The organism is Mycobacterium sp. NGS48, from assembly GCF_059812585.1.
The window spans coordinates 1-26,127 of record NZ_JCALCY010000012.1; the positions used below are offsets into that span (position 1 = coordinate 1).

The 26,127-nt window shown below is 65.0% G+C and carries 26 protein-coding genes, 1 tRNA gene, 1 other RNA gene and 1 pseudogene; 17 read left to right on the forward strand and 12 right to left on the reverse strand.

Annotated elements, in window-relative coordinates; all coding sequences use genetic code 11:
* A partial coding sequence (locus AC5Y42_RS18250; protein ID WP_499900000.1) for a hypothetical protein occupies positions 1 to 203 on the forward strand: 203 nt, incomplete at its 5' end.
* Positions 196 to 563, forward strand: a transfer-messenger RNA (tmRNA) gene (ssrA, locus tag AC5Y42_RS18255). The genes AC5Y42_RS18250 and ssrA, both read left to right, overlap by 8 nt.
* A gap of 36 nt (positions 564 to 599) precedes the next feature.
* On the opposite strand, the gene AC5Y42_RS18260 is transcribed toward ssrA, so the two are convergent.
* The 3 genes from AC5Y42_RS18260 to AC5Y42_RS18270 form a co-directional block, all read right to left on the reverse strand.
* Positions 600 to 1,166, reverse strand: a complete 567-nt coding sequence (locus tag AC5Y42_RS18260) for a dihydrofolate reductase family protein (protein ID WP_499900001.1) — start codon at positions 1,164 to 1,166, stop codon at positions 600 to 602.
* Between the two features lie 211 nt (positions 1,167 to 1,377).
* The gene (locus tag AC5Y42_RS18265) at positions 1,378 to 1,863 is read right to left on the reverse strand and encodes a universal stress protein (protein ID WP_499900002.1); all 486 of its coding nucleotides are present in this window, start codon (positions 1,861 to 1,863) and stop codon (positions 1,378 to 1,380) included.
* Between the two features lie 814 nt (positions 1,864 to 2,677).
* Positions 2,678 to 3,130: a DUF1942 domain-containing protein gene (locus tag AC5Y42_RS18270; protein WP_499900102.1), complete on the reverse strand. Its 453-nt coding sequence runs from the start codon at positions 3,128 to 3,130 to the stop codon at positions 2,678 to 2,680.
* A gap of 186 nt (positions 3,131 to 3,316) precedes the next feature.
* Between AC5Y42_RS18270 and AC5Y42_RS18275 the strand changes: the two genes are divergently transcribed.
* The gene (locus AC5Y42_RS18275) at positions 3,317 to 4,171 is read left to right on the forward strand and encodes a mycofactocin-coupled SDR family oxidoreductase (RefSeq protein WP_499900003.1); all 855 of its coding nucleotides are present in this window, start codon (positions 3,317 to 3,319) and stop codon (positions 4,169 to 4,171) included.
* Between the two features lie 102 nt (positions 4,172 to 4,273).
* On the forward strand, positions 4,274 to 5,737 hold the full coding sequence (locus tag AC5Y42_RS18280) for a phospholipase D-like domain-containing protein (protein ID WP_499900004.1): 1,464 nt from the start codon (positions 4,274 to 4,276) through the stop codon (positions 5,735 to 5,737).
* On the opposite strand, the gene AC5Y42_RS18285 is transcribed toward AC5Y42_RS18280, so the two are convergent.
* Together AC5Y42_RS18285 and AC5Y42_RS18290 are read right to left on the reverse strand one after the other, a co-directional pair.
* Positions 5,714 to 6,595, reverse strand: coding sequence for a phytanoyl-CoA dioxygenase family protein (locus AC5Y42_RS18285; protein WP_499900005.1), 882 nt, complete (start codon positions 6,593 to 6,595; stop codon positions 5,714 to 5,716). The genes AC5Y42_RS18280 and AC5Y42_RS18285 overlap by 24 nt on opposite strands.
* Positions 6,596 to 7,122: 527 nt before the next feature.
* Positions 7,123 to 7,911 (reverse strand): enoyl-CoA hydratase, encoded by a 789-nt coding sequence (locus tag AC5Y42_RS18290; RefSeq protein ID WP_499900006.1) that lies wholly within the window; start codon positions 7,909 to 7,911, stop codon positions 7,123 to 7,125.
* A 111-nt stretch (positions 7,912 to 8,022) separates the two neighbouring features.
* On the opposite strand from AC5Y42_RS18290, the gene AC5Y42_RS18295 reads away from it, so the two are divergent.
* Entirely contained in the window at positions 8,023 to 8,610 is a 588-nt protein-coding gene (locus tag AC5Y42_RS18295) for a LemA family protein (protein WP_499900007.1), read from the forward strand.
* A gap of 3 nt (positions 8,611 to 8,613) precedes the next feature.
* Entirely contained in the window at positions 8,614 to 10,509 is a 1,896-nt protein-coding gene (locus tag AC5Y42_RS18300) for a M48 family metallopeptidase (RefSeq protein ID WP_499900008.1), read from the forward strand.
* Here the strand turns inward: AC5Y42_RS18300 and AC5Y42_RS18305 are convergent.
* Together AC5Y42_RS18305 and AC5Y42_RS18310 are read right to left on the reverse strand one after the other, a co-directional pair.
* Positions 10,506 to 11,123, reverse strand: coding sequence for a TetR/AcrR family transcriptional regulator (locus tag AC5Y42_RS18305; RefSeq protein WP_499900009.1), 618 nt, complete (start codon positions 11,121 to 11,123; stop codon positions 10,506 to 10,508). The genes AC5Y42_RS18300 and AC5Y42_RS18305 overlap by 4 nt on opposite strands.
* Positions 11,120 to 12,448 carry an aromatic ring-hydroxylating oxygenase subunit alpha gene (locus tag AC5Y42_RS18310; RefSeq protein WP_499900010.1) on the reverse strand — a complete coding sequence of 443 codons (1,329 nt, stop codon included), beginning with the start codon at positions 12,446 to 12,448 and terminating at the stop codon, positions 11,120 to 11,122. The genes AC5Y42_RS18305 and AC5Y42_RS18310 overlap by 4 nt, the downstream gene beginning before the upstream one ends.
* Positions 12,449 to 12,526: 78 nt before the next feature.
* Between AC5Y42_RS18310 and AC5Y42_RS18315 the strand changes: the two genes are divergently transcribed.
* From AC5Y42_RS18315 to AC5Y42_RS18325, 3 genes are read left to right on the forward strand one after another with little or no spacing between them, the layout of a single operon-like run.
* Complete coding sequence (locus AC5Y42_RS18315) at positions 12,527 to 14,287, forward strand: N-acyl-D-amino-acid deacylase family protein (RefSeq protein WP_499900011.1); 1,761 nt, start codon at positions 12,527 to 12,529, stop codon at positions 14,285 to 14,287.
* Positions 14,288 to 14,291: 4 nt separating this feature from the next.
* Entirely contained in the window at positions 14,292 to 14,702 is a 411-nt protein-coding gene (locus tag AC5Y42_RS18320; RefSeq protein WP_499900012.1) for a DUF4267 domain-containing protein, read from the forward strand.
* Between the two features lie 40 nt (positions 14,703 to 14,742).
* Positions 14,743 to 16,305, forward strand: a complete 1,563-nt coding sequence (locus AC5Y42_RS18325) for an adenylate/guanylate cyclase domain-containing protein (RefSeq protein WP_499900013.1) — start codon at positions 14,743 to 14,745, stop codon at positions 16,303 to 16,305.
* Here AC5Y42_RS18325 and AC5Y42_RS18330 read toward each other — a convergent pair.
* Positions 16,302 to 16,448, reverse strand: coding sequence for a hypothetical protein (locus AC5Y42_RS18330; RefSeq protein WP_499900014.1), 147 nt, complete (start codon positions 16,446 to 16,448; stop codon positions 16,302 to 16,304). The two genes, AC5Y42_RS18325 and AC5Y42_RS18330, sit on opposite strands and share 4 nt — an antisense overlap.
* 9 nt (positions 16,449 to 16,457) lie before the next feature.
* Positions 16,458 to 17,024, reverse strand: a complete 567-nt coding sequence (locus AC5Y42_RS18335) for a hemerythrin domain-containing protein (RefSeq protein ID WP_499900015.1) — start codon at positions 17,022 to 17,024, stop codon at positions 16,458 to 16,460.
* A 140-nt stretch (positions 17,025 to 17,164) separates the two neighbouring features.
* Between AC5Y42_RS18335 and AC5Y42_RS18340 the strand changes: the two genes are divergently transcribed.
* Positions 17,165 to 17,509, forward strand: a complete 345-nt coding sequence (locus AC5Y42_RS18340; RefSeq protein ID WP_499900016.1) for a DUF488 domain-containing protein — start codon at positions 17,165 to 17,167, stop codon at positions 17,507 to 17,509.
* Here the strand turns inward: AC5Y42_RS18340 and AC5Y42_RS18345 are convergent.
* From AC5Y42_RS18345 to crcB (AC5Y42_RS18355), 3 genes are read right to left on the reverse strand one after another with little or no spacing between them, the layout of a single operon-like run.
* Entirely contained in the window at positions 17,506 to 18,585 is a 1,080-nt protein-coding gene (locus AC5Y42_RS18345) for a DUF190 domain-containing protein (protein WP_499900017.1), read from the reverse strand. The genes AC5Y42_RS18340 and AC5Y42_RS18345 overlap by 4 nt on opposite strands.
* Entirely contained in the window at positions 18,582 to 18,941 is a 360-nt protein-coding gene (gene crcB, locus AC5Y42_RS18350) for a fluoride efflux transporter CrcB (protein ID WP_499900018.1), read from the reverse strand. Before crcB (AC5Y42_RS18350) ends, AC5Y42_RS18345 begins: the two co-directional genes overlap by 4 nt.
* Positions 18,941 to 19,336, reverse strand: a complete 396-nt coding sequence (crcB, locus tag AC5Y42_RS18355; RefSeq protein WP_499900019.1) for a fluoride efflux transporter CrcB — start codon at positions 19,334 to 19,336, stop codon at positions 18,941 to 18,943. The genes crcB (AC5Y42_RS18350) and crcB (AC5Y42_RS18355) overlap by 1 nt, the downstream gene beginning before the upstream one ends.
* A gap of 38 nt (positions 19,337 to 19,374) precedes the next feature.
* Between crcB (AC5Y42_RS18355) and pgm the strand changes: the two genes are divergently transcribed.
* The 7 genes and pseudogenes from pgm to AC5Y42_RS18390 form a co-directional block, all read left to right on the forward strand.
* A complete protein-coding gene (gene pgm / locus AC5Y42_RS18360; protein ID WP_499900020.1) occupies positions 19,375 to 21,009 on the forward strand; it encodes a phosphoglucomutase (alpha-D-glucose-1,6-bisphosphate-dependent) in 1,635 nt (544 codons plus the stop codon).
* Positions 21,006 to 22,241, forward strand: coding sequence for an MFS transporter (locus AC5Y42_RS18365; RefSeq protein ID WP_499900021.1), 1,236 nt, complete (start codon positions 21,006 to 21,008; stop codon positions 22,239 to 22,241). Before pgm ends, AC5Y42_RS18365 begins: the two co-directional genes overlap by 4 nt.
* A gap of 40 nt (positions 22,242 to 22,281) precedes the next feature.
* Positions 22,282 to 23,835: a PucR family transcriptional regulator gene (locus AC5Y42_RS18370; RefSeq protein ID WP_499900022.1), complete on the forward strand. Its 1,554-nt coding sequence runs from the start codon at positions 22,282 to 22,284 to the stop codon at positions 23,833 to 23,835.
* Positions 23,836 to 23,886: 51 nt separating this feature from the next.
* A complete protein-coding gene (locus tag AC5Y42_RS18375; RefSeq protein WP_499900023.1) occupies positions 23,887 to 25,137 on the forward strand; it encodes an NAD(P)/FAD-dependent oxidoreductase in 1,251 nt (416 codons plus the stop codon).
* 60 nt (positions 25,138 to 25,197) lie between these two features.
* Positions 25,198 to 25,647: a GreA/GreB family elongation factor gene (locus AC5Y42_RS18380; protein ID WP_499900024.1), complete on the forward strand. Its 450-nt coding sequence runs from the start codon at positions 25,198 to 25,200 to the stop codon at positions 25,645 to 25,647.
* Between the two features lie 62 nt (positions 25,648 to 25,709).
* Positions 25,710 to 25,782, forward strand: a tRNA-Ala gene (locus AC5Y42_RS18385).
* 87 nt (positions 25,783 to 25,869) lie between these two features.
* Positions 25,870 to 25,968 (forward strand): annotated as a pseudogene (locus tag AC5Y42_RS18390) (antitoxin); the annotation flags it as partial.
* Between the last annotated feature and the right edge of the window lie 159 nt (positions 25,969 to 26,127).

Below are 26,127 nucleotides of genomic sequence, written 5' to 3' on the forward strand. Positions count from 1 at the left end.
GGACGTCTTTATCGCCTGCATCAACACACATCTCTATCGGCATAGCCCTCTTACTACGCCGTGGCAGGCGGATCGATCCGCACAGTCGGCACGGCCTGCTCACGCGAGCCGACGCGGCGGGGATGAATATTGACTGGCCTGTTGTTTTAAACCGCGTACCATTAAATGTCCTGCCGAAGTTCGGCGGGGATGCGAGGGGCTGAACGGTTTCGACTTCGCGCATCGAATCAAGGGAAGCGTGCCGGTGCAGGCAAGAGACCACCGTAAGCGTCGTTGCAACCAATTAAGCGCCGATTCACATCAGCGCGACTACGCTCTCGCTGCCTAAGCGACGGCTAGTCTGTCAGACCGGGAACGCCCTCGGCCCGGACCCTGGCATCAGCTAGAGGGATCAACCGATGAGTTCGGTCGCGGGACTTATCGGGACATACACAGCGACTGGGATCGTCATCTCGGCTGGTTCGCGTGACCGGGAGATCCGAGTAGAGACATAGCGAACTGCGCACGGAGAAGCCTTGAGGGAATGCCGTAGGACCCGGGTTCGATTCCCGGCAGCTCCACTGTTTGACCAGCACGAACGATACTTTGTGTACGCCCGTTCAATCGTGTTTCGCCGCGTAGCGCAGCAAGACCGTGCCGCCCGGGAATGTTCGGTTCTCCAACAATCGCAGCGAGATCCATGACGGCAGCGCTGGAAAGAACGGGGTGCCGCCGCCGACCGCGGTGGGCGTGACCACGATCCGGTACTCGTCCACCAGTCCCGCCTGCACGATCGGTGCGGCCAGCGTCGCCCCGGCCACCTCCAGCCTGCCGTCCGTTTCGGCTTTTAGCTTCGTCACCACCTCGACCGGGTCGCTGCGCTCCAGGCGCGAGTTCCAGTCGACGGACTCCAGAGTGCGCGAGAACACGACCTTGGGCATGTCGCGCCAGATGCGGGCGAAATCAACGATCAGAGGGGTGGCGTCCGGGGCCTTGTCGGCGGTCGGCCAGTATGCGGACATCAGTTGGTAGAGCCGCCGCCCGTAGAACGACAGGGCAGTCTCCCGCTCGAAATCGTTCCAGTACTTGTGCAGTTCTTCGCTCGGATCGGACCAGTCGATGTTGCCTTGTGCGTCGGCGATGTACCCGTCCACCGACACGTTGAAGCCATAGATGAGTTTGCCCATGAAGATCAGACTGCACCGCGGGGCAAAACTCATCGCGACTAGACGAACCTGAACCATCAAACGGTGGTGCGCAATAATCGGATTGAAGGTGAGGCTCCAGACTTCGCGTGCTGACGGCGGTCAGCACAGAGCTCATATCAGCTCATGTCTTCCCATCTCGGTCCGTGCTGACCCATACTGGCCGCGCTCCACCGAAGACGTCCACTCATGCCTATCCGGCGGTATGGACGATCAAGATGTCAACTTTGGTTCTGCGGGCCACGGTGGCGGGCACTGAGCCCAGTAGCCGCCCGGCGACCGTGTCCAGTCCCACGTCGCCGACGACGAGCAGGTCCGCCTTGACCTCCTCGACCAATTTCACGAGCGCGTCGACTGCCGCACCGACGATCGCCCGCTCTTCGATGTCCTTGGCGCCGGCGGCCTTCGCCCGTTCGCGGGCGTCCTGAAGGATCGCATACACCGGGGCACTGCCATGCATCTTGTATCCTGCGTCCCCAAGACTGTCGGAGGCGCGGGGGTCAGTTACACGATCGGGCGCAGGTGGTCGCGACCAGCCGCCCTTCTCCGCAGTCGAGAGATGGGCGCTCGCGATAATCAGCTTTGCATTATCTTGCGCCGCGACCATGCCTGCGCGTTCGACTGCGCGGAACGACGACGCCGAGCCGTCCGTCCCGACAATAATTGTCCGATAGCTCATGTCGCCTCCCAGCAGTCGGTTAACGACGACAACAAAACATTAAACTGCCCGACTTCTTAAATGAAGCCCATTGCGCCTATCTGGGCGCATATGTCCCGAGTGGCGTCCATGACGGCTGTCTCTCAGATGCGACGCTTGTAATCAGCCAGCATGATGGCGCAAAGCAGAGAACCGGGAACGGCCATGCCTGAAAACGCTGCAACGAGGCCGACCGAATACAAGGGAAATCCCTGTATCCGGTATCCCACCAACGGCTTAGCGTCTGCGATTAGCCACTTTTGCGCGGAGGGGAAAGGCCGACGAAGTTGATGGCGCATCGGCACAGCACTCCACGAAATCGCCGGTCGCACAACGCCAAGGCGCATCTACGAAAGGGGAACAAGATGAGGACGATTACTCGGGGACTGGCAGTTGTCGCGGTGCTTTCAGGCGCTGCGATCGGATGGGCCGGCCCCGCATCGGCAGAACTGCTGGCCGGAGACTACACCGCAACCATGCTCGATGCGGGGCCGACTGACAGACAGGAAGGGAGCACAACGACCTGGCCCATCAGTCCGTGTGGTCCGGATTGCATGCATGTGGGCGGAGCGGGTCGCCCCGGTTGGGATCTGCACCGGCAAGGCGACACTTGGACCGGGTCCAATGCGGAGAGCGCTGCAGCACTTGACAGCAACTCACTAGTTCTTACGGTGCGTTTCAACGCATACCCCGACAACCCAGTCGTCATCGGGCTGGCCAAGAACGGCTGGCGGCCACCAGTGCCGCCAACCCATAGGGCTTCGCCGTCGGCAGCGACAGAGTCAGTTTGAAAGAGTTAGCTCTTCCAGACGACCTTGTCGACGCCGGCCGCGTCCCGGTAGACAACGCTGTCCGGTGCAGTGCCCCCGCGAACGTCGAAGTAAAGCTTCCCGGTGCTTTGGGAGCCCGGGGCGATCGGCTGGTTGGGAAGGCCGTCCACCTCGTTGCCCTTCATTACCGCGTAGGTCGAGCTGTTGACGGCACGCGCATTGAAGTCGGCGATGACCGGGGTCGGGGATCCGCTAACACCTTTGGCCGTGACATCGGAATACCAGATGCCGTCGTTGTGACCGCTGGGTTGCAAGTCGCCCACGGTGTAGTCGATGACACCACTTGGGCTGGCAACCTCTGCCGATTGGCCAAACTGTACGACTTCCGGGTCGGCGAACGCCGGCGTCGCCGTTAGTACTCCGGCCGTCACAATGCCGGCCGCAGCTGCCGTCGCCTTCATGGCGACCTTGGAGAACATCACGTCAGACTCCTTCGCTATGTTCCTGTGCTCGAAAAGTGGTGGCTAATTGCTGGACCACCTTTTGGCGTATCCAAACTCAGGGATTTCAAACCTGCTCGACGCTGCAATCTCATTGACCGCGGAAAGGCAATATTGGCGTTCGCGGCAGAAACCTAGCTGCCAGAAGGAAGAATTAGACCAATTATGGCTGGGCGAGTCGATGGCAAGGTCGCGTTCATCACCGGTGCGGCGCGCGGTCAAGGTCGTGCGCATGCGGTGCGATTGGCGCAAGAGGGTGCGGACATCATTGCCATCGACATCTGCAAGCCGATCGAAGGATTCTTGAACCCGCCGTCCACCCCGGAAGATCTGGCCAGGACCGCGGATCTGGTGCGGGGCCACAACCGTCGCATTGTCACCGCCGAAATTGACGTGCGTGATTATGAGGCCCTCAAAGCCGCCGTCGACAGCGCGGTGGAGCAGCTGGGCCGGCTGGACATCATTGTGGGCAATGCCGGCATCAGCAACGCCGGCAGCGACGACGGCGACACACTCGACAAAGTCAGCGAAAGAGACTGGCAGGACATGATCGATGTGAACCTGTCCGGTGTATGGAAGACCGTGAAAGCTGGTGTGCCCCACATAGTCGCGGGCGGCCGCGGTGGCTCGATTGTGCTGACGAGCTCGGTCAACGGGTTCAAGGCATATACCTTTCCGCGTCTCGGCCATTACGTGGCCGCCAAACACGGTGTGGTGGGTCTCATGCGGACGTTCGCGGTCGAATTGGGTCAGCACATGATCCGGGTCAACTCGGTGCATCCCACGTTCGTGAACACTCCGATGGTGCTGAACGAGGGCCTCTACAAAATGGTCCGCCCCGACCTGAAGAATCCCGGTCCCGACGATCTGGCCCCCTTTTGTCAAATGTTCCACACGCTGCCGATCCCCTGGGTGGAGGCGGAGGACATCAGCAACGTCGTGCTGTTCCTCGCGTCCGACGAATCTCGCTACATCACGGGTGTCACGCTGCCGATTGATGCTGGCAGCTGCCTCAAGTAACTGCGCTTTCCAACAGAGCTGTACGCCGACTGCCTTAATCTGAGCATGGTAAACACGGCACTATGTCCGCCGTGAGCCGTCAACGTCGTTGAGGGATTGAGCGTGCGCGAGGATCGACTGTTGATTCCCGGTCAGACATGCTGGGGCACTGCGCGGGCCGATCGGTTCGCCGGCATCATCGATGCGGCCGATTACTTCAAGCATGTCAAGGCGGCGATGTTGCGCGCTCGGCATCGGATCATGCTGATCGCTTGGGATTTGGACGCCAGGATGACATTCGAACGAGGCGACAAGACCCTTCCCGGTCCCAACCAGCTAGGCGCCTTTCTCTATTGGATGCTGTGGAAACGACCCTCTCTCGAGGTCTACCTCCTAAAATCCAATCTGCGCCTGCTCCCGGCGTTCGACGGCATCTGGTTCGGGCTCACCCCCGTGGCGGTGGTCAACCAGATCAGCAGCAAGCGAATCCGCTTCGCCATCGACGGCGCCCGCCCAATCGGCTCTGTCCATCACCAAAAGATTGTGGTGGTCGACGATGCCGTGGCGTTTTGTGGCGGCGTCGACCTCACGATCGACCGATGGGACACTCGCGCGCATCCACATGAGAGTCGCCGCCGTCGGACGCTGGGACGTAGCTATGGGCCGCGCCACGACGTCATGGCAGCAGTTGACGGCGCGGCCGCGCGCGCACTCGGTGAGCAAGCGCGGGCGCGGTGGCAGTCCGCGACTGACCAATCGCTGGCGCCGGTTGACGCTAAGCACAGCGCCTGGCCCACCAAACTGGAACCCACGCTGCGCAACGTCGACGTTGGAATCGCGCGCACCCTCCCCGAATTGGAGAGCCGCCGCGAGGTGCGGGAGGTGGAGGCGCTCAATCTCGCGGCCATTGCGGCAGCGCGCCACACCATCTATCTGGAGAACCAATATCTGGCAGCCCGGCGCATCGCGGAGGCGCTGAGCGCGCGGCTAACGGAAGAAGAAGGTCCGGAGATCGTCATCGTCCTCCCGCGAAGCGGCAACAACCCCCTGGAGCGGGAAACGATGGACGGCGCACGCCAACGGCTCATTCAAGTGCTTTGGGCTGCCGACGATCATCATCGGTTGGGTGTCTACTATCCGGTGACCGACAACGGCACCCCGATCTACGTCCACTCGAAGGTCATGGCGATCGACGATCGTCTGCTGCGCATCGGATCATCGAATCTCAACAACCGCTCGATGGGGTTTGACAGCGAGTGCGATGTAGCCATCGAAGCCGATCCACGCAGCTCCGAACACGATGACGTCCGCCGCCAGGTCACGTCCGTGCGAAATGAATTGGTCTCGGAACACCTCGGCGCGTCCGTCGACGAGTTCGAAAGCGCGCTGCGTCAGTACGGATCGTTCCTCAAGGCCATCGAGTCACTTCGAGGACAGGGCAGGACGTTGCGGCCGGTTACCGAGCAGACGGTCGCCGATGAAGCGAGCCCGCTGGCGGAGACCGAGCTGATGGATCCTGACCATGTCCCGCGATCGCTAGCACAGAGCGTGCAGCGGTTCATATCAGGACTTAGGGGGGCTGACTGAGTTCGACGGCTGGTCTAACAGCCGCTGCGGGTGCAAACCGTCGACCGCGCCGATGAACGGCGGGTGAATGCTGTAGCCGAGCATCCGCCGAATGTCGTCGGAGACCGTCCGGGCGAGCTCGCGCGACACCGACAGGGTGAAGGCCTCCATCGGTCGCAACCACGGTTGGCAGTACTGGGCGGTGACGGCAAGACGATCACCGGTGGAGGTGTTGGCTCCGCCGCCATGCCACAGGGTGCCGACGAAGAAGACGCATGAGCCGGCCGGCATCACCACTGTTTCCGAGCGATCGTCGGCGCCCGGTCGCCGTTTGCCCCAGCGGTGGCTGCCGGGGAAGACGACGGTGGCGCCGTTGTCGGCGGTGAAGTCGTCGATCGCCCAGATCGTCGCGGCTGCCAACGGTTCTCGGGGGCGCGGAACGGGGTAGAAGCCGTCGTCGTGGTGAGCCAACTGCGCGGACTCTCCGGGCTGAATGTTGATGGCCTGCAACGTCGAAAGCAGGTAGTTGGGCATCAGCAACCGGTCCAACACCGCCAGTACCCGCGGATGGTCGGCAATCCGATCGGATAACCGCGTCCTGGTCAGCAGGCTGTAGATGCGCTGGGTGTGTCGGCCCTCGAAGGAGTTGCGCCCGGTGTGCCCCAGCCACGGCCGTACCACGTCGCGAATCTGCCGGCACTCCTCGGCACTTAGCAGGTTTTCCCAGATGACGAAGCCGTCACGGTCGAGGGCCGCCAAGTCTGCTTCGACGACCGCGGTGTCGACCGAGGCGCCGCTACTCGGTGCCCACTTGTATCGAAGCGCCAGATCGCCCCTGAGGTCCTCCAGCGTGGTAAGGGACTCGTCATCGATGTCCATGGGGACTTGTCCTTATCAGGCGGTTTCCCTACTCAGACTAAGCCGAGTTTCGCTCAGTGCACGCCCGATTCGGCGCACCCGGCGGCCAGCAGGAGACGCCAGGCGGTTAATGCCAGTGGTCGTCACCGCTGCCAGTGGACGGAAGTCAGCGTATCGAGAAACGAGTCGCAACATGTTTAGGTCACGACGCCGGCGCATCACCGCGCCTGCCACGAACCCGCAGAAGAAACCCAGAATCAAGAACCCGCGCGCCCGTCGCTTATTCCTCTGCGCTGCAGCCGACGCGACGAATCCGCCTGTCGCGGCAGCGACGGCGACCACGACGAATAGGACAATCAGAGCTATTGGTCCGAGCAAACCCATATACCGTGACCTCCGGGCCCTCGCCTGTGTGGACCACTGAGCCGATCCAATCACTGCCTTGCCGCAATTGCATTGCTGCCCGGTGTTCGTGACCGAAGCGAGCATGAAGCGTTAACGATCTGCTACTGGCGCAGACCAGAACCGACGCACCGCGATAAAGCCGGCTAACGCCGGCGCCAGGCCGGTACACGTTTCTCGAGGAACGCACCCATGCCCTCTTGGGCGTCGTCGGCGCCGGCGTTCATCGCCATGACCGCCTTCGTCAAGTCGTAGGCGCGGTGTTCGTCGAGCTCGACCTGCGCGTAAAAGGCTTCTTTGCCAAGCCCTACCGTCAGTGGGCTGGACGCCACGATGGCGTCGACGAGGGAACCGAGCTCCTCTTCGAGCGATTCCGCCGGAACGACGCGGTTCACCAAACCCCACTCGAGCGCGGTCAACGCGGTAATCGGCTGGCCGGTAAGCAGCATCTCCAGCGCCCGCTTCCTGCCGATCGCACGTGAGAGCGGCACCATCGGAGTCGAACAGAACAACCCGATCTTGACTCCGGGAGTAGCGAAACCGGCGCCGTGGGCAGCCACGACGAGGTCGCAGGCCGCGACGAGCTGACAGCCCGCCGCGGTAGCCAAACCCTCGACCTTTGCGATCACCGGTTGGGGGAGGCGGTGGATGGTTTCCATGAGCTCGGTGCAGACGTCGAACAGCCGCTGGTAGAACGAAACGTCGCGACCGATCATCTCGTTCAAGTCGTGACCCGCCGAGAACGCCGGACCGACGGCATCGATGACGATCACCTGCACGTCAGGTTTCGCGCTGAGTCGGCGCAACGTGTCGATCAGGTCCTCCATCACCTGGAGGCTGAGGGCGTTACGTTTTTCCGGCCGGTTGAGGGTCAGGCGCGCCACCGGGCCGTCGGCGCGCACCAGGACGGGCGCATTCGCGGCGAGCTTGCTCATGCAGGCGAGCATATGTCCTGGTGCCGACGCCGGCGATCGAAGTCAAGGCCCTCCAGTGGTGGCTGTGGGAGCATGTGTCAGACGGTTCCGTCAACAGCAAAGGTGGAGTAAGTGGTCATCACCCTGATCGTCATCGGCGTAATCCTGGCAATCCTCGTGGTGGTTGCGCTGAGCGTCTACAACGGGCTCGTCCGTTCGCGCAACGCCTACAAGAACGCTTTCGCGCAGATCGACGTTCAGCTGACCAGGCGTCACGACCTGATCCCCAACCTCGTCGAAACGGCCAAGGCTTACCTGGCCCACGAGCGCGGCACCCTCGAAGCGGTCATCCAGGCACGCAACTCCGCAATCAGCGCACAAGCGGCTGCCACCGCCAACCCGGGAGACCCCAACGCCATGGGCAAGTTGGCAGAGTCGGAAGGCGCGCTGACCGGAGCTCTCGGACGGCTGTTTGCGCTGAGCGAGTCATACCCAGACCTCAAGGCCAACCAGAACATGATGCAGCTTTCCGAAGAGCTGACGTCGACGGAAAACCGTGTTGCGTTCGCCCGTCAGGCCTACAACGACTCGGTCCTGACCTATAACAACAAGCGCGAAGTCTTCCCGGCTGCCATCTTCGCGGGCATGTTCGGCTTCACCGCGGCGGCACCGCTGGAGGCGGGTCCGGAGACGCGGGAAGTCCCGCGCGTCCAGTTCTGATTCGTGGATTTCTTCGAGCGCCAGCGGCAGGTACGCGCGGCGTCGAAAAGAATGGTGTTCCTGTTCATCCTGGCCGTATTCGGGATCACGGCGGTGGTGGATGCCGCAGTCATGGCATTCGTGCTGTCTGGAGCCGACGAGCCGATATCGCCCGGACAGTTGATTGCGATGGTGGTGATCATCAGTATCCCGGTGCTGCTGATGATTGGCACGGTGTCGGTTGTCAAGACGCTGATGCTGCGCCACGGTGGCGGGACCAAGGTTGCCGAGAGCCTTGGCGGGGTGCGCGTACCGGACATGCCGACAGATCCACAGCTCAAGCGGTACCGCAACATCGTCGAAGAAATCGCCATCGCGTCGAGCACTCCGGTGCCGGTGCTCTATTACCTACCGCAGGAGCAGGGAATCAATGCGTTCGCCGCGGGATACACCCCGGCAGACGCCGCCGTGTGCGTCACCCAGGGCTCACTCGACCGGCTCAACCGTGACGAACTGCAGGGCGTGATCGCTCACGAGTTCAGCCACGTCGTCAACGGCGATATGCGGTTGAGTCTCAGACTGATTGGCGTGCTGGCCGGGATCACCGCGTTGGCGGTGATCGGTCGGGTGCTGCTGTACTCGGGCAACGGGCGCAACCGGGACCGCGACGGCGGTCTCCCGTTGTGGGCGGTGGGCCTGGTCATTCTGGCGGCCGGCTGGATCGGAGTCTTTTTCGCGCGGCTGATCAAAGCAGCCGTCTCACGTCAGCGGGAGTATCTGGCCGACGCCTCGGCCGTCCAATACACGCGGCAGCCCAGCGGACTGGCGGGTGCGCTGAAGAAAATTGGTGGGCTGCAGGCCGGCTCAAAGCTGGCCAGCCCCAAGACCGAAAACGTCAGCCACATGCTGTTTGGCCCGGGCATGAACTTTTCCTCGCTGTATGCAACTCACCCGCCGCTCCTCAAGCGCATCCAGGCCATCGAGCCCGACTTCACGCCGGACAACCTCGACCAATTGCGGCAGCGCTGGTCCCAACAGCCGCCGGACGGGTTGGCAGAGGACGCCCGGATGGGGTTCGCGGACGCGCCAGTGGCGCAAGCTGCCCCCCGCCGCCCCGATGCCCGCGAATATGCAGCGGCCGTTGGCAACCCGACCGCAGCATCGCACCAGGAAGGTGTGCGCATCCGCAAGGCGATCCCAGATAATCTGGCCGACCTTGCGCACAACCCGGCCACCGCGGTCCCGCTGATCTACGGTTTGATCTTCGACCGCAAACCCAACGTCCGGCAGGCCCAGTACGACATCGTCGCCCGCAATCACGGCAAGCAGATGGCCGACGAGGCATGGCGATGCGGCGCGGAGTTGGTGCGCCTCGACCCGAACCTGCGGCTGCCCGTCGCGTCCATGGCATTCCCTGCGTTGCGCGGGCGGCCAGCGGCGGACGCGCGACTGATGACATCGGTTCTGGGGCAGCTGATCAATGCCGACGGGCAGCTCGACGTCTTCGAATACTGTTTGGGCACACTGGTTTTCGTCGGCTTGCACGAGGCTTTGACGTCGGGATCACCGTGGAAGAGCAGGCGTCAGAACCTGGCCAGCGCGCAAAACGCCGTCGCTTGTCTGATCGCGCTGCTGGCGAAATCCGGTAACAGCGATCCGCGGGCGGCGGCAGCGGCCTTCCAGGCGGGCATCTCCGTCGCATATCCGCAAGCCCGCATCCCGTTCCTGCCAGTCGACGGGGTCTTCGCGCTCGAACAAGTGTGGCCGGTGATCGACGGATTGGAAGGCAGCGACAAGGCCACCGTTGTGGCCGCGGTCGTGACGACGGTCATGGCCGACAGGACGGTCACCGTGCAGGAGTCTGAGTTGCTCCGAACCGTATGCGGTGTGCTGCACGCCCCGGTCCCACCGGTCATCTAAGCGCGCAATGGCGCCAGCAGTGCCTGGAGTCCGTATTCGAAAACGGCGTCATAGTCGGTGGGGGACTGCAGCGCTTCGACAAGCGCCCGGTCCGCCCAGTCGTCGTCCCACAGTGACGGGTCCTCCTCGTCGTGCTTGGCGCCCCGAACGGCCGAGAACTGCATCACCGCCGACGATATGACGTGAACCTGCACCGCCCGCAAGACCAGCGCAGCCTCGGTGCCGGTGACACCCAATTCCGCGAGTTGCGCCGCCAACGTCTGCTGAATCGGCAGGAACAACCGCGGCGTCTGGTCGCGTTCATGCGCGATGGCCAGCAGATGCTGTTGGTCGATCAGCGCCCTACGTTGCGAGCGGGCAAGTGAGGCAATGCGATCGACCGCCGTATCACCCTCGGTGGGCAGATTGGCCATCTGGCGAAGCAATCGGTCGACCAGGTTGTCGAAGAGTTTGTCGCGACCCCCGATGTGCCAGTATATCGAGGTGACGGCCACCCCGAGTTGCTCGGCGAGGCCGCGCATCGTGAATGCCTCCACCCCGTGGAGTTCGATCAGTCGGGCCGCAGCGTCCAGGATCACCTCGGCGCTCACGGCCTGTTCGCCCTTGGCGGTCAAGCTGTTTCACCTCCGCTTACGCAATCCGATTCGGGGAGCTCCAGATAACGTTCGAGGTTGCGATGCATGTTGATCACCCGCCGTTCCTCATTGGACAACACCAGATGGGTGTATCCGGGTTGGTGCAGACCACGCTGCAGTCCGGGTAACACCGTGAGGTCTTGGGACATCACCAGCCCGGGATGCGCCTCCTCGGCCGGCATCCGCACGTCGGCGGGCTTGCAGCGCGGCGCACCGGGCGGCATCCGGGTGAACAACACCATCACCAACTCGCCATGGTCGGGGTCAGGCCCCGGCCGTGCGGCCAGGACGGTCAGATGATCGGCGTTGGTCAGCAGGGACATGTTCGGGAAGATGTTGTACTGGTGCAGCCGCATCATCTGATCGGTGCTGGCCCAGCTGAGATCGACACCCCGCTCAGCGGCGAAAGCTCTTGTGCGATCGGCGATCACGTCTGCAACCGACTGCCCGGATTGGCGATCACCGTGCGGGAAAGGGGTGCCCTCGCCAACACCCATCAATGCTCCCTGGGTATCGACATAGGCGTCCCAAATTTCGTCGTCGCTGGGCGCTTGTTTGATGTGCGGGCTCGGCACTCCGTAGAGCTGCTCGGACTTACCGGTGTGTCCCCAGATCACCTGCGGCGCATGGACGTCGTCCACGCACCGGTGCAACTCGGGATGCAACGTCTGGATGTGATAGGTCTCGCTGAAGCCGTCGGCGATCGTCTTCCAGTTTGCCGCGACTTCGATGGCCGTCGTCGCGTAGCAGCGGAAGTCGCCGAGTCCGCACCAGGCGATGTCGTCCGGCACCGCCTCTAGGAAGTCGGCCAACGGCATCGCGTCGCGGTCGAGGTTGACGAAGACCAGTCGCTCCCACACCTCGACGCGGGCTGCAAGCAAGGGCAACTCCGCCATAGCTAACGCGCCGAACCCCTTGCGGTTGGGGACCCGCTTGAGAACGCCGCAAAGGTCCCAGGTCCAACCGTGGTAACCGCATCGCAGTTCACGCAGGTCCGAACCGGAGCCCGCGCATAGCGAGTTGCCTCGGTGCCGGCACACGTTCTGGAACGCACGCAGGGCTCCGTCGTCGCCGCGAACGATCAGTATCGAGTAGGGCCCGCAACGGTATTCGAAGTAATCGCCGGGCTCGGCGACATGGTCGACCGTGCAGGCGAGCTGCCACACCTTCGGCCACATCCGTTCCACCTCGAGCTGGGCGAACGCCGGGGAGTAGTAGCGCTCCGCCGGAACCAGGGTGGGGCGTTGCGGCGGCGTGCCGATCGCGTCTTCCTGACGGACTTGACGCGCAGTTTCGGTCGTCATCGAAAGGCTCCCCTCGCCTCTGTAACGGTGTTACATTGGCTCACTGTAGCGGCTGGCGGGGGCAGATAAGGAGTAATCGTGTTCGACCTCAAGATTCTTGGCGGCACCGTCGTTGACGGTACCGGTGCGGACCGATTCAACGCCGATATCGCCGTCAAAGACGGCAAAATCGTGGAGGTTCGTCGCCGCGGACCCAACGATCAGCCGCTGGACGGCGAGGCGGCCGAGACGATCGACGCAACCGGAAAGATCGTCGCGCCGGGATTCGTCGACATCCACACCCACTACGACGGTCAGGTCAGCTGGGATGCCTTGCTGGAGCCGTCCAGCACCCACGGTGTCACCACGGTGGTGATGGGCAACTGCGGTGTCGGCTTCGCGCCGGTGCGGCCGGGCCAAGAAGATTGGCTGATTGGCCTCATGGAGGGTGTGGAGGACATTCCCGGTGCCGCTCTCACCGAGGGCATCACGTGGGGCTGGGAAAGCTACCCCGAATACCTCGACGTCGTCGAAAGCCACGAGTTCGCTGTCGATGTGGGAAGCCAGGTAGCCCACGGCTCGGTCCGCGCCTACGCGATGGGGGAGCGCGGCGCCCGCAACGAACCGGCTTCACCGGAAGACATTGCGGCGATGGCGCGACTCGTGCAGGAAGCCGTCGAGGCCGGCGCGCTGGGCTTCTCGACCTCGCGCACCCTCGGCCACCGGGCCATCGACGGCGAGCCGGTTCCTGGAACCTATGCCGCCGAGGACGAGCTGTTCGGGCTCGGCCGGGCCATGGCGGCCGGCGGGCAGGCTGTCTTCGAGCTGGCTCCTCAGGGCGTAGCGGGCGAGGACATCATCGCGCCCAAGAAGGAGCTGGAGTGGATGCAGCGGCTGGGCGCTGAGATCGACCGGCCGATCTCCTTCGGCATGATCCAAGTTGACGCCGCCCCAGATCTCTGGCGCGAACAGCTGGACATCTCGGCGGCTGCTCACGCGGCGGGCAGTCGGCTGTACCCCCAGATCGCCGCGCGACCGTTCGGCATGCTGTTCGGCTTTCCCGGACATCACGCGTTCACCCACCGTCCGACCTTCCGCCGGCTGAAGGCCGAATGCAGCCGCGAGGAACTGGCGCAGCGCCTCGCCGATCCGGCCGTCAAGGCAGCCATCTTGTCCGAGGACGATCTGCCGCCCGACCCAAACCGGTTGTTCGACAACATGTTTGCCCTCGCTCAATACTCGCTTGGTCGGCTCTATGCGCTGGGCAACCCGCCCGACTACGAGCCGACCGCCGAACGCACCGTGGAGAAAATCGCGGCCGAGCGCGGCGAGGACCCATTGGCCACGCTCTACGACCTGATGCTCGAGTCCGATGCAACGGCGATGCTGATGCTGCCGTTCTACAACTACTTCTACGGCAACCATGACGCGATCCGTGAGATGCTGCTGCATCCCGCGGGTGTGTCGGGTCTTTCCGACGGCGGTGCGCACTGCAGCATGATCTGTGACGCGTCGTATCCCACCTTCTTGCTGACGCATTGGGCACGCGATCGTCACCGAGGCGAGAAGCTGCCACTGGAGTACGTCATCCGCAAGCAGTCCCACGACACCGCGCAGCTTTTCGGGCTTTCGGATCGCGGGGTCATCGATGTCGGAAAGAAGGCCGACGTCAACGTGATCGACATGGATGCGCTGACATTGCATCCCGCACGGATGGCCTACGACCTGCCGGCCGGCGGCAACCGGCTCGTTCAGGGAGCCTCGGGCTACAGCGCCACGATCGTCAACGGCGCCGTGACCCGCCGCGACGGCGTCGACACCGGGGCACGTCCCGGCCGGCTGGTACGCGGAGCGCGCTGAGCACATGTCGATCGATCGTGCTGCGCTGGCAGCAGGCAGCATCCGGTTAGCTTCGGGCGTGTCGTTTCTCGTCGATCCGGTTCGTGCGAACCGGCTCTGGGGCGCCGAGGCGGAAGAGTCGTCACCGACGGCGCGGCTGCTGCTGCGGTCGATGGGCTACCGCGACGCGCTGATCGGCGGGCTGCTCGCGGCGGCAGCATTGCGCGGCAAGAACACTCGCGGCTGGTTTCTGGCGTCCGGTGGTGCCGACGCCGCCGACCTGCTCGGCGGGATGAGCGTGCATCACGAGATGAAGCGCTCCCAGCAGATCATCGGTCTGGGCGGTGCCGTCATCGGCATCGCCGTCGGGCTCTGGGGCGCTTTGCGCCCTACCCCGGGCAGGACCGGCGAGGCGCTGCCAACTGAAGCTGGCTAAAGCCATAATCCGGTGCACCGTGCATCGGTACGCTCAGGCCGTGCCCGAAACGTCGTATGCAAGCTGCGGCGATCTGAGCCTTGCGTATCAGGTATTCGGCGATGGACCGGTCGATTTGGTCTTCGCGGGGTCGTTTGTCAGCCATGTCGAGTTGTTCTGGACCATGCCCGAATTCGAAGCGTTCATGGAGCGGCTCTCTACATTTTGTCGGGTGCTGTTGTTCGACAAGGCCGGGGTCGGACTGTCGGACCCGGTTCCGAAGGTTCGCACGCTGGATGATCGAGCGGCAGAAATCGAAGCCGTCATGGACGCCGCAGACTTCGAAAAAGCCGCGCTTCTCGGCGTCAGCGAGGGCGGCCCGGCCACCGTCGTCTTCGCGGCAACACGGCCGGAGCGAACGCGGGCACTGATTCTCACTGGCACGTCCTCGTACGTCGGCCCCGTCGGCGGGTGGGACCAAGTGGAGCGTGACCCGGCCGAATTGCGGGCGAGTGTCCTACCTGAGCTGGGTGAGGAATACACGCCATCGACGCAGCAAATCGCCCGCGGACAGGAATTCGGCCGGGCCGTCCTCTCGGCATGGGGCAGCGGTGCTGCACTCAAGGCAGTCATCCATGGCGTCCGCTCGGTACGCCAACTCGGAATGTTGGAGCGCATGAGCGCGAGTCCGGGAATGGCCCGAGCGACGCTCGAATCGTCATTCCGAATCGATGTGCGGCCGATCCTGCCCACGATCACCGTGCCGACCCTCGTCGTCCATGCCAGCGAGGACCCCTGTGTTCCAGTGCAGTTGGGTCGATATCTCGCCGACCACATTCCCGGCGCACGGATGCTCGAGGTCGAAGGCACGGACCACGCACCCTGGTTCACCGAGCCGGACAAGATCACCGCCGAGATCGAGAAATTACTTACCGGAAGCCATGCAGCGCCGCCTCAGACACATCGCGCACTGCGCACCGTGCTGTTCACCGACATGGTCGCGTCGACGCAGCGCGCCGCGGAGACGGGTGACGAGCGGTGGCGTGCGGTACTTCAGCGCTTTGACGAGATCACGTCTGACCTGACGGAACGATTTGGTGGCACGGTGGTCAAGAGCACCGGCGACGGACACCTCGCCACCTTCGACGGCCCGACGCAGGCCATCCGTTGTGCGGAGGCCGTGCGCGACGATGCCGAGAGACTGGGCATCGAGATCCGCGTAGGAATCCATACTGGTGAGTGCGAACTACTGGACAGCGACATCGGGGGGATCGCGGTCCACATCGCGGCGCGCATCCTGGGCCGCGCCGGCGCCGGCGAAATCCTCGTCTCTCGGACCGTCAGCGACCTGGTCGTCGGCTCGGGTACCGGCTTCGAGGACCGCGGCAACGTCGAGTTGCGCGGCGTGCCCGGCACCTGGCAACTGCTGGCGGTCGACCGCTACGGCGCGCAGCCGGGATCGCCTGAGGCAAAGCTGGTCTCCGCGTCGACACCGGGCCCGCGATCGGGGATGCGCCGGTCGGACCGAGCCGTGGCGATGATGGCCAAGCGCACACCGTGGATCCTCCGCGGGATGGCGCGCATCGCCCCGGCGACCAGCCACAGTCAAGCGGGAGCCGGTTAACCGTCTTCGCCGGTGTGTAATCCCTCCGGGGGAGGAGTGGAATAGGCGGGATAGGACGGCGGCTTCACCACGCTGTCGTCGTCGGCTTGGTCCTCGGGTGTCGGGGCACCCTTTTCGTCGTTCGGCGGTTCGGCAGTGCTCATCAGTCCTCCCTAGCCGATCCCGTGTTCGATGATGTCGCGGGCGCGGTCGAGTAACGAGGCGAAGGGACCGACGGCGAAGTTCAACTTCGCGGATTCCACCCCGGCATGCGGACGGGTAGGCGCAATGGCCTCCGCTGCTCGTACCGCCGTGCCCAGCCGCTTGAGTTCGTCGGCGTCCAGTTCGCGCTGAAGCTTCGTGAACTCCTGGTTCTCCTCGAGCTCCGCGTGCTCCAGCACCGCGTCGCGCAGCTTGGTGAGCTCGTCGATGAAGGGCTGCGAGGTGATGTCGATGCCCTCGATCTTTGACAGCAGCTCCTTCGCCTCGTGCTCTTCCTGGAGTCGAGCATCGACGATGACGTCGCCGGTATCCAGCTCGCGGCGCACCCGCGGATGCACCACCATTTCCTCGGCTGTCTCGTGGACGGCCAGCAGTTGGCGCAATTGCAGAAATGGCTTCTCGCGCGCCTGCGGGTCCGATGCGTACAGCACCTGGTCGAACAGGTCCTCGATGAGGTTGTGTTGTGCTTTGAGGAACCCGACGACGTCATCGGGCGATTGAATAATCATCTCGGGCATGCCAGATACCTCCAGAGGTCAGGCAGATTCCGGATGCGGCTAGGTGGCTGTGAGCCGCTCAGCGCCGCGCATACCCCGGTGCGACGGCGGTTAAACGCCGTGCGGCTGAACGGATCGGCGACGAGGACTACCCTGGCCTTATGGCCAAAAGCCGAGTCAAGGTGGCTCGGGTCTATGACGACCCCGGCGACGATGATGGCCAACGCATCCTGGTAGATCGGGTGTGGCCGCGAGGATTCCGCAAGGAAGATCCGCGGGTGGGCACCTGGCACAAGGACGTCGCGCCGTCGAAAGAGCTACGTGAGTGGTACGACCACAAGCCCGAGCGTTTCGACGAGTTCGCCAAACGCTACAAAAAAGAGCTTCACGGCAGCGAGGCGCTGGACGAGCTGCGCAAGCTGACCAAACGCGGGACGGTCACGCTGGTGACCGCCACCCGTGAGCTGGACGGCAGCCAGGCCGCGGTCCTGGCCAAGCTGCTCTAGTAATCGAATCGCGCCAGCTGGGTATCCCCGCGCCGACCCGATTCGTCGATCGACAGCACCGCCGGCACCATCTCGCTGGTGACCATGCCGTGCTCGACGGTCAGCTCGTCGACGATGTCGAAGCTGCGCGCGATCCACTCCGGGGTGTCCACGATAATCGTGACCACCGGTACCCGTCGCACCAGCTGAAACAGCTTGTCTCCGTGGGGTTCATGGTCGCCGTGGAAGCCCCAGATGCCACGAAGCACGGTCGCACCGCGGGCCATCCCCGAGTCGAGCAGCCGGCGGACCAGCGCGCGGTGAATGGGCAGACCGCCGTGTCCGGTGGCCTCGCTGGTGTGCACCATCAGCTTCTGCCAGACCGCCCGCCCGTGCTCGTCGGTCGTCGGCAGACGATGCGGCCGGGCCAACGCCTGGCCGTCGCGTTTGCACAACCGCACCCGTTCGACGGTCAACAGCGGATGGGGCATGACGGCGCTGAGCTCGGCGGCCGCCGCCGACACCTGCGCTGCGCTTCCGATGGAGATGATCATCAGCGGAACATTGACGTTGCGGCTGAAAAACCGGGCGCGGTAGCGCTCGCCGTGCGCGGTGCCGTCGACACCGAGAAATACTGCGGCACCAGCGAAACCATGCCGATGCAGCAGATCGCACACGGTGCGGTAGGCCGGCAGCCCGCCGATGCGCTCCTGGCGTCCGACATAGACGGTGAGCTTGCTGGTGTCGTGTGGGTCGGAGGCCGCGTCTGCGCGCACCAACTGGGCGCGTTCCAGGGTCATCAGGCCGCGGCCGGTCATCGCGATCACGTCGTCGACCAGTTCGCTGATCTTCGACTCGAGATCGACCGCGGCGACCGTCACCGGTGGGTCCTCCGACAGGCTCAGCGATGCGTCGGTGCGCAGCACGTGCCGCGGGCCGAAGCTGGCGATGCCGCGCAGCATCACGCTGGTCGCGACTTCGTGTTCGCCGAAGAGGTTGAGCATCGCATCGGCCAGGAATCCGTGCTGTGCCGCATCGTTGGCGGCACGCTGGCGTTCGCCGAAGTAAGTCGTCAGCTTCAGGTAGGAGTCGTTCATAGCCGGCCCGCGATCCATTGGCCGAGTAGCGCTGCGGCCAGGCCCAGCACCATGCTGACGACGATATTGCCTGCGGCGGGCCAGATCTGGCGCTCTTCGCCGAGCCGTTGGGTTTCCAGCATCCAGGTGGAAAACGTGGTGTAGGAACCGATGAACGCGGTGTCGACGAGCAGCGTGGCGTGTCTGCTCAACGCGAGGCCGCCGAGGAAGCCCAGCAGTGCGGCGCCGCTGATGTTGACGGTCAGCGTCCCCAACGGAAACGCCCGGGCCGCCCGGCGGGCCACCGCGCCGTCGACCACAAATCGCAGCACCGAGCCGGCACCCCCGGCGGCGAGCACGCCAACCCAGATGAGCATCAGCGCACTCGCACCCGTCGTACCGCGGCGGTCGCGAGGTACACCGCCAGCAAGCCGAGGGTGATGCTGGCGACGGTGTAGCCGACCGCCAAGCCGTATTGCTGGTGTTCGATCATCCCCAGCGTCTCGACCTGCATGGTGGAGAAGGTGGTCAGCCCGCCGCACAGCCCGGTGCCCAGCAGCGGACGGCGGTAGCTCGACAGCGGCAGCCGCTCCAGCAGCCGGGTGGTGAAATAGCCGACCAAAAAGGCGCCGACGATGTTGGCGACGAACGTCTGCCACGGCCAGCGCGTCGGATCCGGCGCGGCCAGGCTGTTCAGGCCCGCCCGTGCCGCCGCGCCCACCGCACCTCCGACGAAGACAGCGGCCAACTCCCGGTAGTCGCGACCTGGCATCCCAGCAGCGTATGCGGGGCATCGGCAGAATTGGTGTCATGGCGGCCAATCCACGCGCCGGTCAGCCGGCCGAGCCCGAAGACCTTGTCGATCTCCCTCACCTGGTCACCGCGTATTACACGCGGCAACCCGACCCGGATGACGTGGGGCAGCAGGTGAGCTTCGGCACGTCGGGCCACCGCGGCTCTGCACTGGACGGCGCGTTCAACGAACCTCACATCCTGGCCATCACCCAGGCCATCGTCGAGTACCGCGCCGCCGCGGGCACGACGGGCCCGCTGTTCATCGGCCGCGACACCCACGCTCTTTCCGAGCCGGCCTGGGTGTCGGCGTTGGAGGTGCTGGCCGCCAACGACGTAACTGCGATGATCGACTCGGCCGATCGATACACGCCGACCCCGGCCATCAGCCACGCCATCCTCAACTACAACCGTGGCCGCGCCGACGGGCTGGCCGACGGGATCGTTGTCACCCCGTCGCACAACCCGCCCCGCGACGGCGGCTTCAAGTACAACCCGCCGCACGGCGGCCCCGCCGACAGCGACGTCACCAACGCAATCGCCAAGCGCGCCAACGAGATTCTGCGCGAGGGCGGTGCCGCGGTGAAGCGGACACCGTTGGCCCGCGCGCTGCGCAGCACCTGGCGCCACGACTACCTCGATGCCTACGTCGACGATCTGCCCAGCGTGGTGAACATCGACGCCATCCGAAAGGCGGGGGTGCGGATTGGGGCCGATCCGCTTGGCGGGGCCAGCGTGGACTACTGGGGCGTGATCGCCGAACGGCACAACCTCGATCTGACCGTGGTCAATCCGCTGGTCGATGCGACGTGGCGGTTCATGACACTCGACACCGACGGCAAGATCCGGATGGATTGCAGCTCGCCGGATGCGATGGCTGGGCTGATCGCCAACCGCGACGACTATGCCCTGGCCACCGGCAACGACGCCGACGCCGACCGGCACGGCATCGTCACTCCCGACGAAGGGTTGCTGAATCCCAACCACTACCTGGCGGTGGCCATCGACTACCTCTACACGCATCGACCTGCCTGGGCGGCCAGCATCGCCGTCGGTAAGACCGCGGTCAGCTCGTCGATCATCGACCGGGTGGTGGACGGCATCGGCCGGCGGCTGGTCGAGGTGCCGGTGGGCTTCAAATGGTTCGTCGACGGCCTACTGGAGGCCACGATCGGTTTCGGCGGCGAAGAATCAGCGGGCGCGTCGTTTCTGCGCCGCGACGGATCGGTGTGGACCACCGACAAGGACGGCATCATCCTTGCGTTGCTGGCCGCCGAGATCCTGGCCGTCACCGAGGAGACACCGTCGCAGCGCTACCGGGAGTTGGCCGGCAAATACGGTGCGCCGACCTATGCGCGGGTCGACGCGCCCGCCGACCGCCAGCAGAAAGCAAGGTTAGCTAAACTATCGGCAGACGAGGTAAGCGCCACCGAACTGGCCGGCGAAGAGATCACAGCAAAGTTAACCGCCGCTCCTGGCAACAACGCTCCATTGGGTGGCCTGAAGGTGACAACCGAAAACGCGTGGTTTGCTGCACGTCCGTCGGGCACCGAGGATGTGTATAAGATCTACGCCGAATCCTTCCGGGGCGCGGAGCATTTAGCCGAGGTTCAGCGGGTGGCTCAGGACGTGGTCGGTAAAATCATCGGGTGACCCTCGTTGCCCGGCGCGCTCAAACGCCGCTGCCACGGGAAGCGTGGGCACTGATTTCGGCGAACGTGATGATCGCCGTCGGCTACGGCGTGGTGTCTCCGGTGCTGCCCGCCTACGCCCGCACCTTCGGAGTCAGCATCAGCGCGGCGACCTTCGTCATCACCGTCGTCTCGCTGACCCGGCTGTTTTTTGCGCCGGTCACCGGCCTGATGGTGCAGCGGCTGGGGGAGCGGCGAATCTACGTCGCCGGCCTGCTGGTCGTCGCAGTGTCGACCGGCGCGTGCGCCTTTGCCCAGTCCTACTGGCAGTTGCTGGTGTTCCGCGCGCTCGGCGGGATCGGGTCGACGATGTTCTTCATCTCCGCACTGGGACTGATGATTCGGATCAGTCCCGATGACGCGCGGGGGCGGATCGCCGGCCTGTTCTCCACCGGCTTTCTGGCCGGCTCGGTCGGCGGCCCGGTGGTGGGTGGTCTCACTGCGGGCTTTGGGCTGAGCGCGCCGTTCCTCATCTACGGGGCGGCCCTGCTGGCGGCTGCGGTAGTGGTGTTCGCCAGCCTGCGCCGTTCCACGCTGGCCGCTCGTGCCGATGAGACCGAACCAACGGTGACGCTGCGGACCGCGTTGCGGCATCGCGCCTACCGCTCTGCGCTGGTGTCGAATTTCGCGACGGGCTGGTCGGTGTTCGGGCTGCGGATCGCGTTGGTGCCGTTGTTCGTCTCGGAGGTATTGGGCCGCGGTCCGCGGATGACCGGTTTGGCGCTGGCGACGTTTGCGATCGGCAATGTTGTCGCCGTGCTGCCCAGCGGCTATCTGTCCGACCGGATCGGCCGGCGCGGCCTGTTGATCGCCGGACTTGCGGTGTCGGGGGTGACGACCATGTGGGTCGGAGCCTCGACGTCGGTGTCGCTGTTTTTGGTCGCGGCGTATCTGGCGGGTGCGGCCTCGGGCATGTTCACCTCGCCGCAGCAGGCTGCAGTCGCCGACATTCTGGGCGGCACGGCGCGGGCGGGCACCGCGGTGGCGACGTTTCAGATGATGGCCGACCTGGGCGCGATTGTGGGTTCGGTGGCGGTCGGTCAGATCGCCGAGCGGGTAAGTTTCGGGTGGGGTTTTGTGGTCAGCGGGGTGATCTTGCTGGCCGCCGCGGTCGGCTGGGTGGTGGCGCCGGAGACCCGGCCGGTGGTGGCGCCGGCGGTGCTGGGGTTGGAGGGCGCACCGGACGCGGCGTGAGCGCACACCCGTCCGGCTGACCCCCGGTTACGCTGCGGTCATGGTCACTTTGGACCGTTTGTTGAACGTGCTGGGCACGTATGGCGTTCAGCTGCGCTTTTGTTCGGTGCCGCGATCGACGGAATTGAGCAGCGTGGTGATGCACGAGACGGTTGCCGGTCGCGCCGTCGTCGGCGACGTGCTGTTGGCCATCGGTGCCGGCTCGGTGAAAGAAGCTGTGCGATGGGCGATGTCGGCGCATGCCGTGGCCGTACTGGTCCGTGGCGGCGACGACAAAACCGCGTTCGTCGGCGAGGGGGAGGCGGTCGCGGTGATGGTGATCGACGAGGCATTGCCCTGGAGCGAACTGGCCGCGGTGGTCTACGGCTTGGTGCTCGAAGGTCGCGAGACCGAATCAGGCCGTGGCCCAACCGATTTGTTCGCGCTGGCCGACAACCTGGCTGACGCGGTCGGCGGCGCGGTCACCATCCAAGACGGGCTGGCCCGGGTGCTGGCCTATTCGCGGCAACAGCAGCACGCCGATCAGGCACGCGCCGAAACGATTCTGACCCGCCAGATGCCGGATCGGTTAGCCGCCCTGCTCGAACGACGCGGCGTGTACGCGCATTTGGCGGCGTCCGACGAGCCGCTGTTCGTCGCCGCAGACGACGAGCACGGATTGACCGGCCGGATGGTGGTGGCGGTACGGGTCGGTCGGGAGTTGCTCGGTGCGGTTTGGGTGGCCTGCCCCGAGCCGCTTGTCGCGGCCCGGCTGACCGCGCTGACCGACGGTGCGCGGACCGTCGCGCTGCATGTGCTGCGCTCCCGCGCGAGCGCCGATCTGGAACGTCAGGTGGAGTCGCAGTCGGTGACGGGGTTGCTGGAGGGCACCGCCGACGCGGTGACAGTAGCCAGTCGGCTGGGCTTGCCGCAGGCGCCGCTGCGGGTGATCGCGGTGCACGCGCATCTGCCGTCCGAGTCGCATGCCGCCCTGTTGCAGGCCTTCGAACGCGCCACCACTGGCTTCGGCTGGTCGCGGCCCGGTCGCAGCGCGCTGGCCGCCAGCACGGTGTACACGCTGCTGCCGGGCGAATCGGCGGCCGACGCGCGCCGCTGGGTGAGCGACTTAAAGGCGGTGCTGCCGCCGCAGGCCAGTGTGGTCGCCGGGATCAGCGCCGTCGCGTCGGCTGACGAACTGGCCGCCGCGCGCCAAGAGGCCGACGAATGCCTGGCGCTGCACGAGGTACGCCCGGACGGCGCGCCACCGGCCTACGACGAATCCTGGGACGAGATCCTGCTGCAACGGCTGCGCACGGCGGCGGGCGCGGGACGGGCACCGGCACGTGGGCCGGTGGCGGAACTGCGCCGCCACGACCGTGAACACGCAACGCAGTACGTGGCCACGCTGCGGGCGTGGCTGGCGGCGCAGGGTGACCTGGCGCAAGCCGGCGAGCGGTTGGGCGTGCACGAAAACACCGTGCGTTACCGGCTGCGCCGGATGGCGGAAGTCACCAACCTCGGCCTGGACGACCCCGGTAAGCGGCTGGCGATGACGATCGAGCTGGCCTCCAGCGACGATGAACCGGCCGTTGTGTCGGAAGCCGACAAACACTGACTACGCCGTTGTCGGATTCCGGCAAACCAGGTAGCGGGTATCCGCGCCACCATGGATAACGTGATAGGTGATGGAGGTCCGCGGTCGGCGGTCGTGGTGGGCGCTGGCGTCGTCGGGTTGTCCACGGCCTGGTTTCTGCAAGAGCGCGGTGTGGACGTCACGGTCGTCGATCGTTTCGGTGTGGCCGCAGGCGCCTCGTGGGGCAACGCCGGATATATCGCACCGGCACTGACCATGCCGCTCAACGAGCCGCACACGTTGCGATACGCCTTGCGTTCGCTGCTGAAGCCATCTGCCCCCGTGCGCATTCCACCGTCCACCGATCCGGCGCTGTGGCGTTTTTTGATGCGGTTTGCGGCCAACTGCCGCAGCGCGTCATGGACTCGGGCGGTGCGGGCCAACCTGGCGCTGAGCGAGGAGTGCATCGAGGCCTACGACGTACTGGTTTCCAACGGTGTCGATGCGCCGATCACCGATGCGCCGGTGACCGCGCTGTTTCGGACGTCTCATGACGCCGAACACCTGTTGGCGGAATTGCGCCGCTTTCAAGAGGCCGGCCAGCCTGTTTCCACCACGGAACTGACCGGTGCGGCGTTGCGCGAGCAGGTGCCGCTGGCATCCGATGCGGCCGGCGCCGGTGTGCGCGTCAACGGCCAGCGTTTCGTCGACCCCGGCCGGTTCGTACAGGCGCTGGGCCGCTCGGTCGTCGAACGAGGAGCGACGCTGCACACCGCCGAGGTCGCCGATGTGGAGACCGCCAGGGACGGCGTCGTCGTGCATACCCGCAGCGGTCCGGTACTCAGCGCCGACGTGGCGGTGATCGCGGCCGGCGCTTGGTTGTCGCCGTTGGTGAGCCGTTGGGTGCGGGTTCCGGTGTATGCCGGGCGCGGTTATTCGTTCACGGTGCCGGTGGAACGCCCGGTTCCCTGCCCGGTGCACCTGCCCGATGCGCGGGTGGCGTGTACACCGTTGAACGGGAAGCTGCGGGTCACCGGGACGATGGAGCTGCGCGATCCCGACGCGCCGGCGTCCGAGGCGCGGGCCGACGCCATCGTCGACGCGGCGCGCCCCTACCTCGACGGCGTCTGCTGGGAGCAGCGCAGTGAGGTGTGGGTCGGTCCACGTCCGCTGAGCCCCGACGGTCGTCCGCTGGTGGGGCAGGTAACCCACGGGATCTACGTTGCCGGCGGGCACGGCATGTGGGGCATGACCCACGGCCCGGTGACCGGCCGGTTGCTGACCGAGCAGATCACCACCGGCAAGCAGTCCGTCGCCCTGCGTGAGTTCGATCCCACGCGTTAAGAATCCAATTCCTTCAGTTCCACCCCACGCGTTAACTATCCGATTTCTAGGAGGCATTACATGTCCAGTTCAGAAGGTGTGTGGATGACACCGGAAACCCGCGATCGGCTCGAGGCCGAGCTGGCCGCATTATTGGGGCCGCATGTCGACGACACGCTCGATCTGGACGAACGGCGCGCGCGCCGGGCGCGCGTCCGGCAGATCCACGATCTGCTGCAATATGCCGTCGTCGGCGAAGATCCGCCCGACGACGGGGTTGCCGAGCCGGGCATGGTGCTGACCGTCCGCTACGACGACACCGGCGAGACCGAGACATTCCTGCTCGGGGCTCGCGGCGCCGAGCACGGCGATATGGAGATCTACTCCGCCCAGTCACCGCTGGGGACCGCGATCACCGGCGCCCGCCGCGGCGAGCAGCGCAGCTATCGGGTGCCCAGCGGTGCCATGGTGTCGGTCACGCTGGTCGAGGCCGTGCCATACGGACTGCATAGCAGTGACTGTCCGGCCTGACCGGCGTGATCAGCGACTTTGAAGCCGAGTTGGCGGTGGTGTAGCTTCGATGGGCACACCATGGGGCTATGGCGCAGCTGGTAGCGCACCACACTGGCAGTGTGGGGGTCAGGGGTTCGAGTCCCCTTAGCTCCACAATGTGAAAACCAGCTTCTACCTGCATAGGGCGGGTTTTTATCGCATTAGCTGGTTTTGTTCGCGGGGTCGATTTCGGACGACAACCGGCGCGCGGCGCCCGACACGTGGCAGCCGCCCCCGCCGCGTCGACTCGGTCCGTTTCGTGTGGCCGAAGACGCGTGGCGCGAACTCGCCAACCAGGCCTGTTGGTCTGCTGGTGGTGGCGCACACATCGAGATGATCGCGCACGTCCTCGATCGGATGACCGCCGACGGTGAAACCATCAACTGGTGGGAACGGGCCTCGCCACGACGGCCGGACTGATCCCCTGTGCGGCGCCACGCCGATCACGTTGGGATTCGG

What these genes read in the sequence shown, in the direction of transcription:
- AC5Y42_RS18260 (WP_499900001.1), bottom strand. Translation starts at nt 1,166, where the DNA reads ATGGGCAAACTCATCTATGGCTTCAACGTGTCGGTGGACGGGTACATC.
- AC5Y42_RS18265 (WP_499900002.1), bottom strand. Translation starts at nt 1,863, where the DNA reads ATGAGCTATCGGACAATTATTGTCGGGACGGACGGCTCGGCGTCGTCG.
- AC5Y42_RS18270 (WP_499900102.1), bottom strand. Translation starts at nt 3,130, where the DNA reads ATGTTCTCCAAGGTCGCCATGAAGGCGACGGCAGCTGCGGCCGGCATT.
- AC5Y42_RS18275 (WP_499900003.1), top strand. Translation starts at nt 3,317, where the DNA reads ATGGCTGGGCGAGTCGATGGCAAGGTCGCGTTCATCACCGGTGCGGCG.
- AC5Y42_RS18285 (WP_499900005.1), bottom strand. Translation starts at nt 6,595, where the DNA reads ATGGACATCGATGACGAGTCCCTTACCACGCTGGAGGACCTCAGGGGC.
- AC5Y42_RS18290 (WP_499900006.1), bottom strand. Translation starts at nt 7,911, where the DNA reads ATGAGCAAGCTCGCCGCGAATGCGCCCGTCCTGGTGCGCGCCGACGGC.
- AC5Y42_RS18310 (WP_499900010.1), bottom strand. Translation starts at nt 12,448, where the DNA reads ATGACGACCGAAACTGCGCGTCAAGTCCGTCAGGAAGACGCGATCGGC.
- AC5Y42_RS18320 (WP_499900012.1), top strand. Translation starts at nt 14,292, where the DNA reads ATGTCGATCGATCGTGCTGCGCTGGCAGCAGGCAGCATCCGGTTAGCT.
- AC5Y42_RS18330 (WP_499900014.1), bottom strand. Translation starts at nt 16,448, where the DNA reads ATGAGCACTGCCGAACCGCCGAACGACGAAAAGGGTGCCCCGACACCC.
- AC5Y42_RS18335 (WP_499900015.1), bottom strand. Translation starts at nt 17,024, where the DNA reads ATGCCCGAGATGATTATTCAATCGCCCGATGACGTCGTCGGGTTCCTC.
- AC5Y42_RS18340 (WP_499900016.1), top strand. Translation starts at nt 17,165, where the DNA reads ATGGCCAAAAGCCGAGTCAAGGTGGCTCGGGTCTATGACGACCCCGGC.
- AC5Y42_RS18345 (WP_499900017.1), bottom strand. Translation starts at nt 18,585, where the DNA reads ATGAACGACTCCTACCTGAAGCTGACGACTTACTTCGGCGAACGCCAG.
- crcB (WP_499900018.1), bottom strand. Translation starts at nt 18,941, where the DNA reads ATGCTCATCTGGGTTGGCGTGCTCGCCGCCGGGGGTGCCGGCTCGGTG.
- crcB (WP_499900019.1), bottom strand. Translation starts at nt 19,336, where the DNA reads ATGCCAGGTCGCGACTACCGGGAGTTGGCCGCTGTCTTCGTCGGAGGT.
- pgm (WP_499900020.1), top strand. Translation starts at nt 19,375, where the DNA reads ATGGCGGCCAATCCACGCGCCGGTCAGCCGGCCGAGCCCGAAGACCTT.
- AC5Y42_RS18370 (WP_499900022.1), top strand. Translation starts at nt 22,282, where the DNA reads ATGGTCACTTTGGACCGTTTGTTGAACGTGCTGGGCACGTATGGCGTT.
- AC5Y42_RS18375 (WP_499900023.1), top strand. Translation starts at nt 23,887, where the DNA reads ATGGATAACGTGATAGGTGATGGAGGTCCGCGGTCGGCGGTCGTGGTG.
- AC5Y42_RS18380 (WP_499900024.1), top strand. Translation starts at nt 25,198, where the DNA reads ATGTCCAGTTCAGAAGGTGTGTGGATGACACCGGAAACCCGCGATCGG.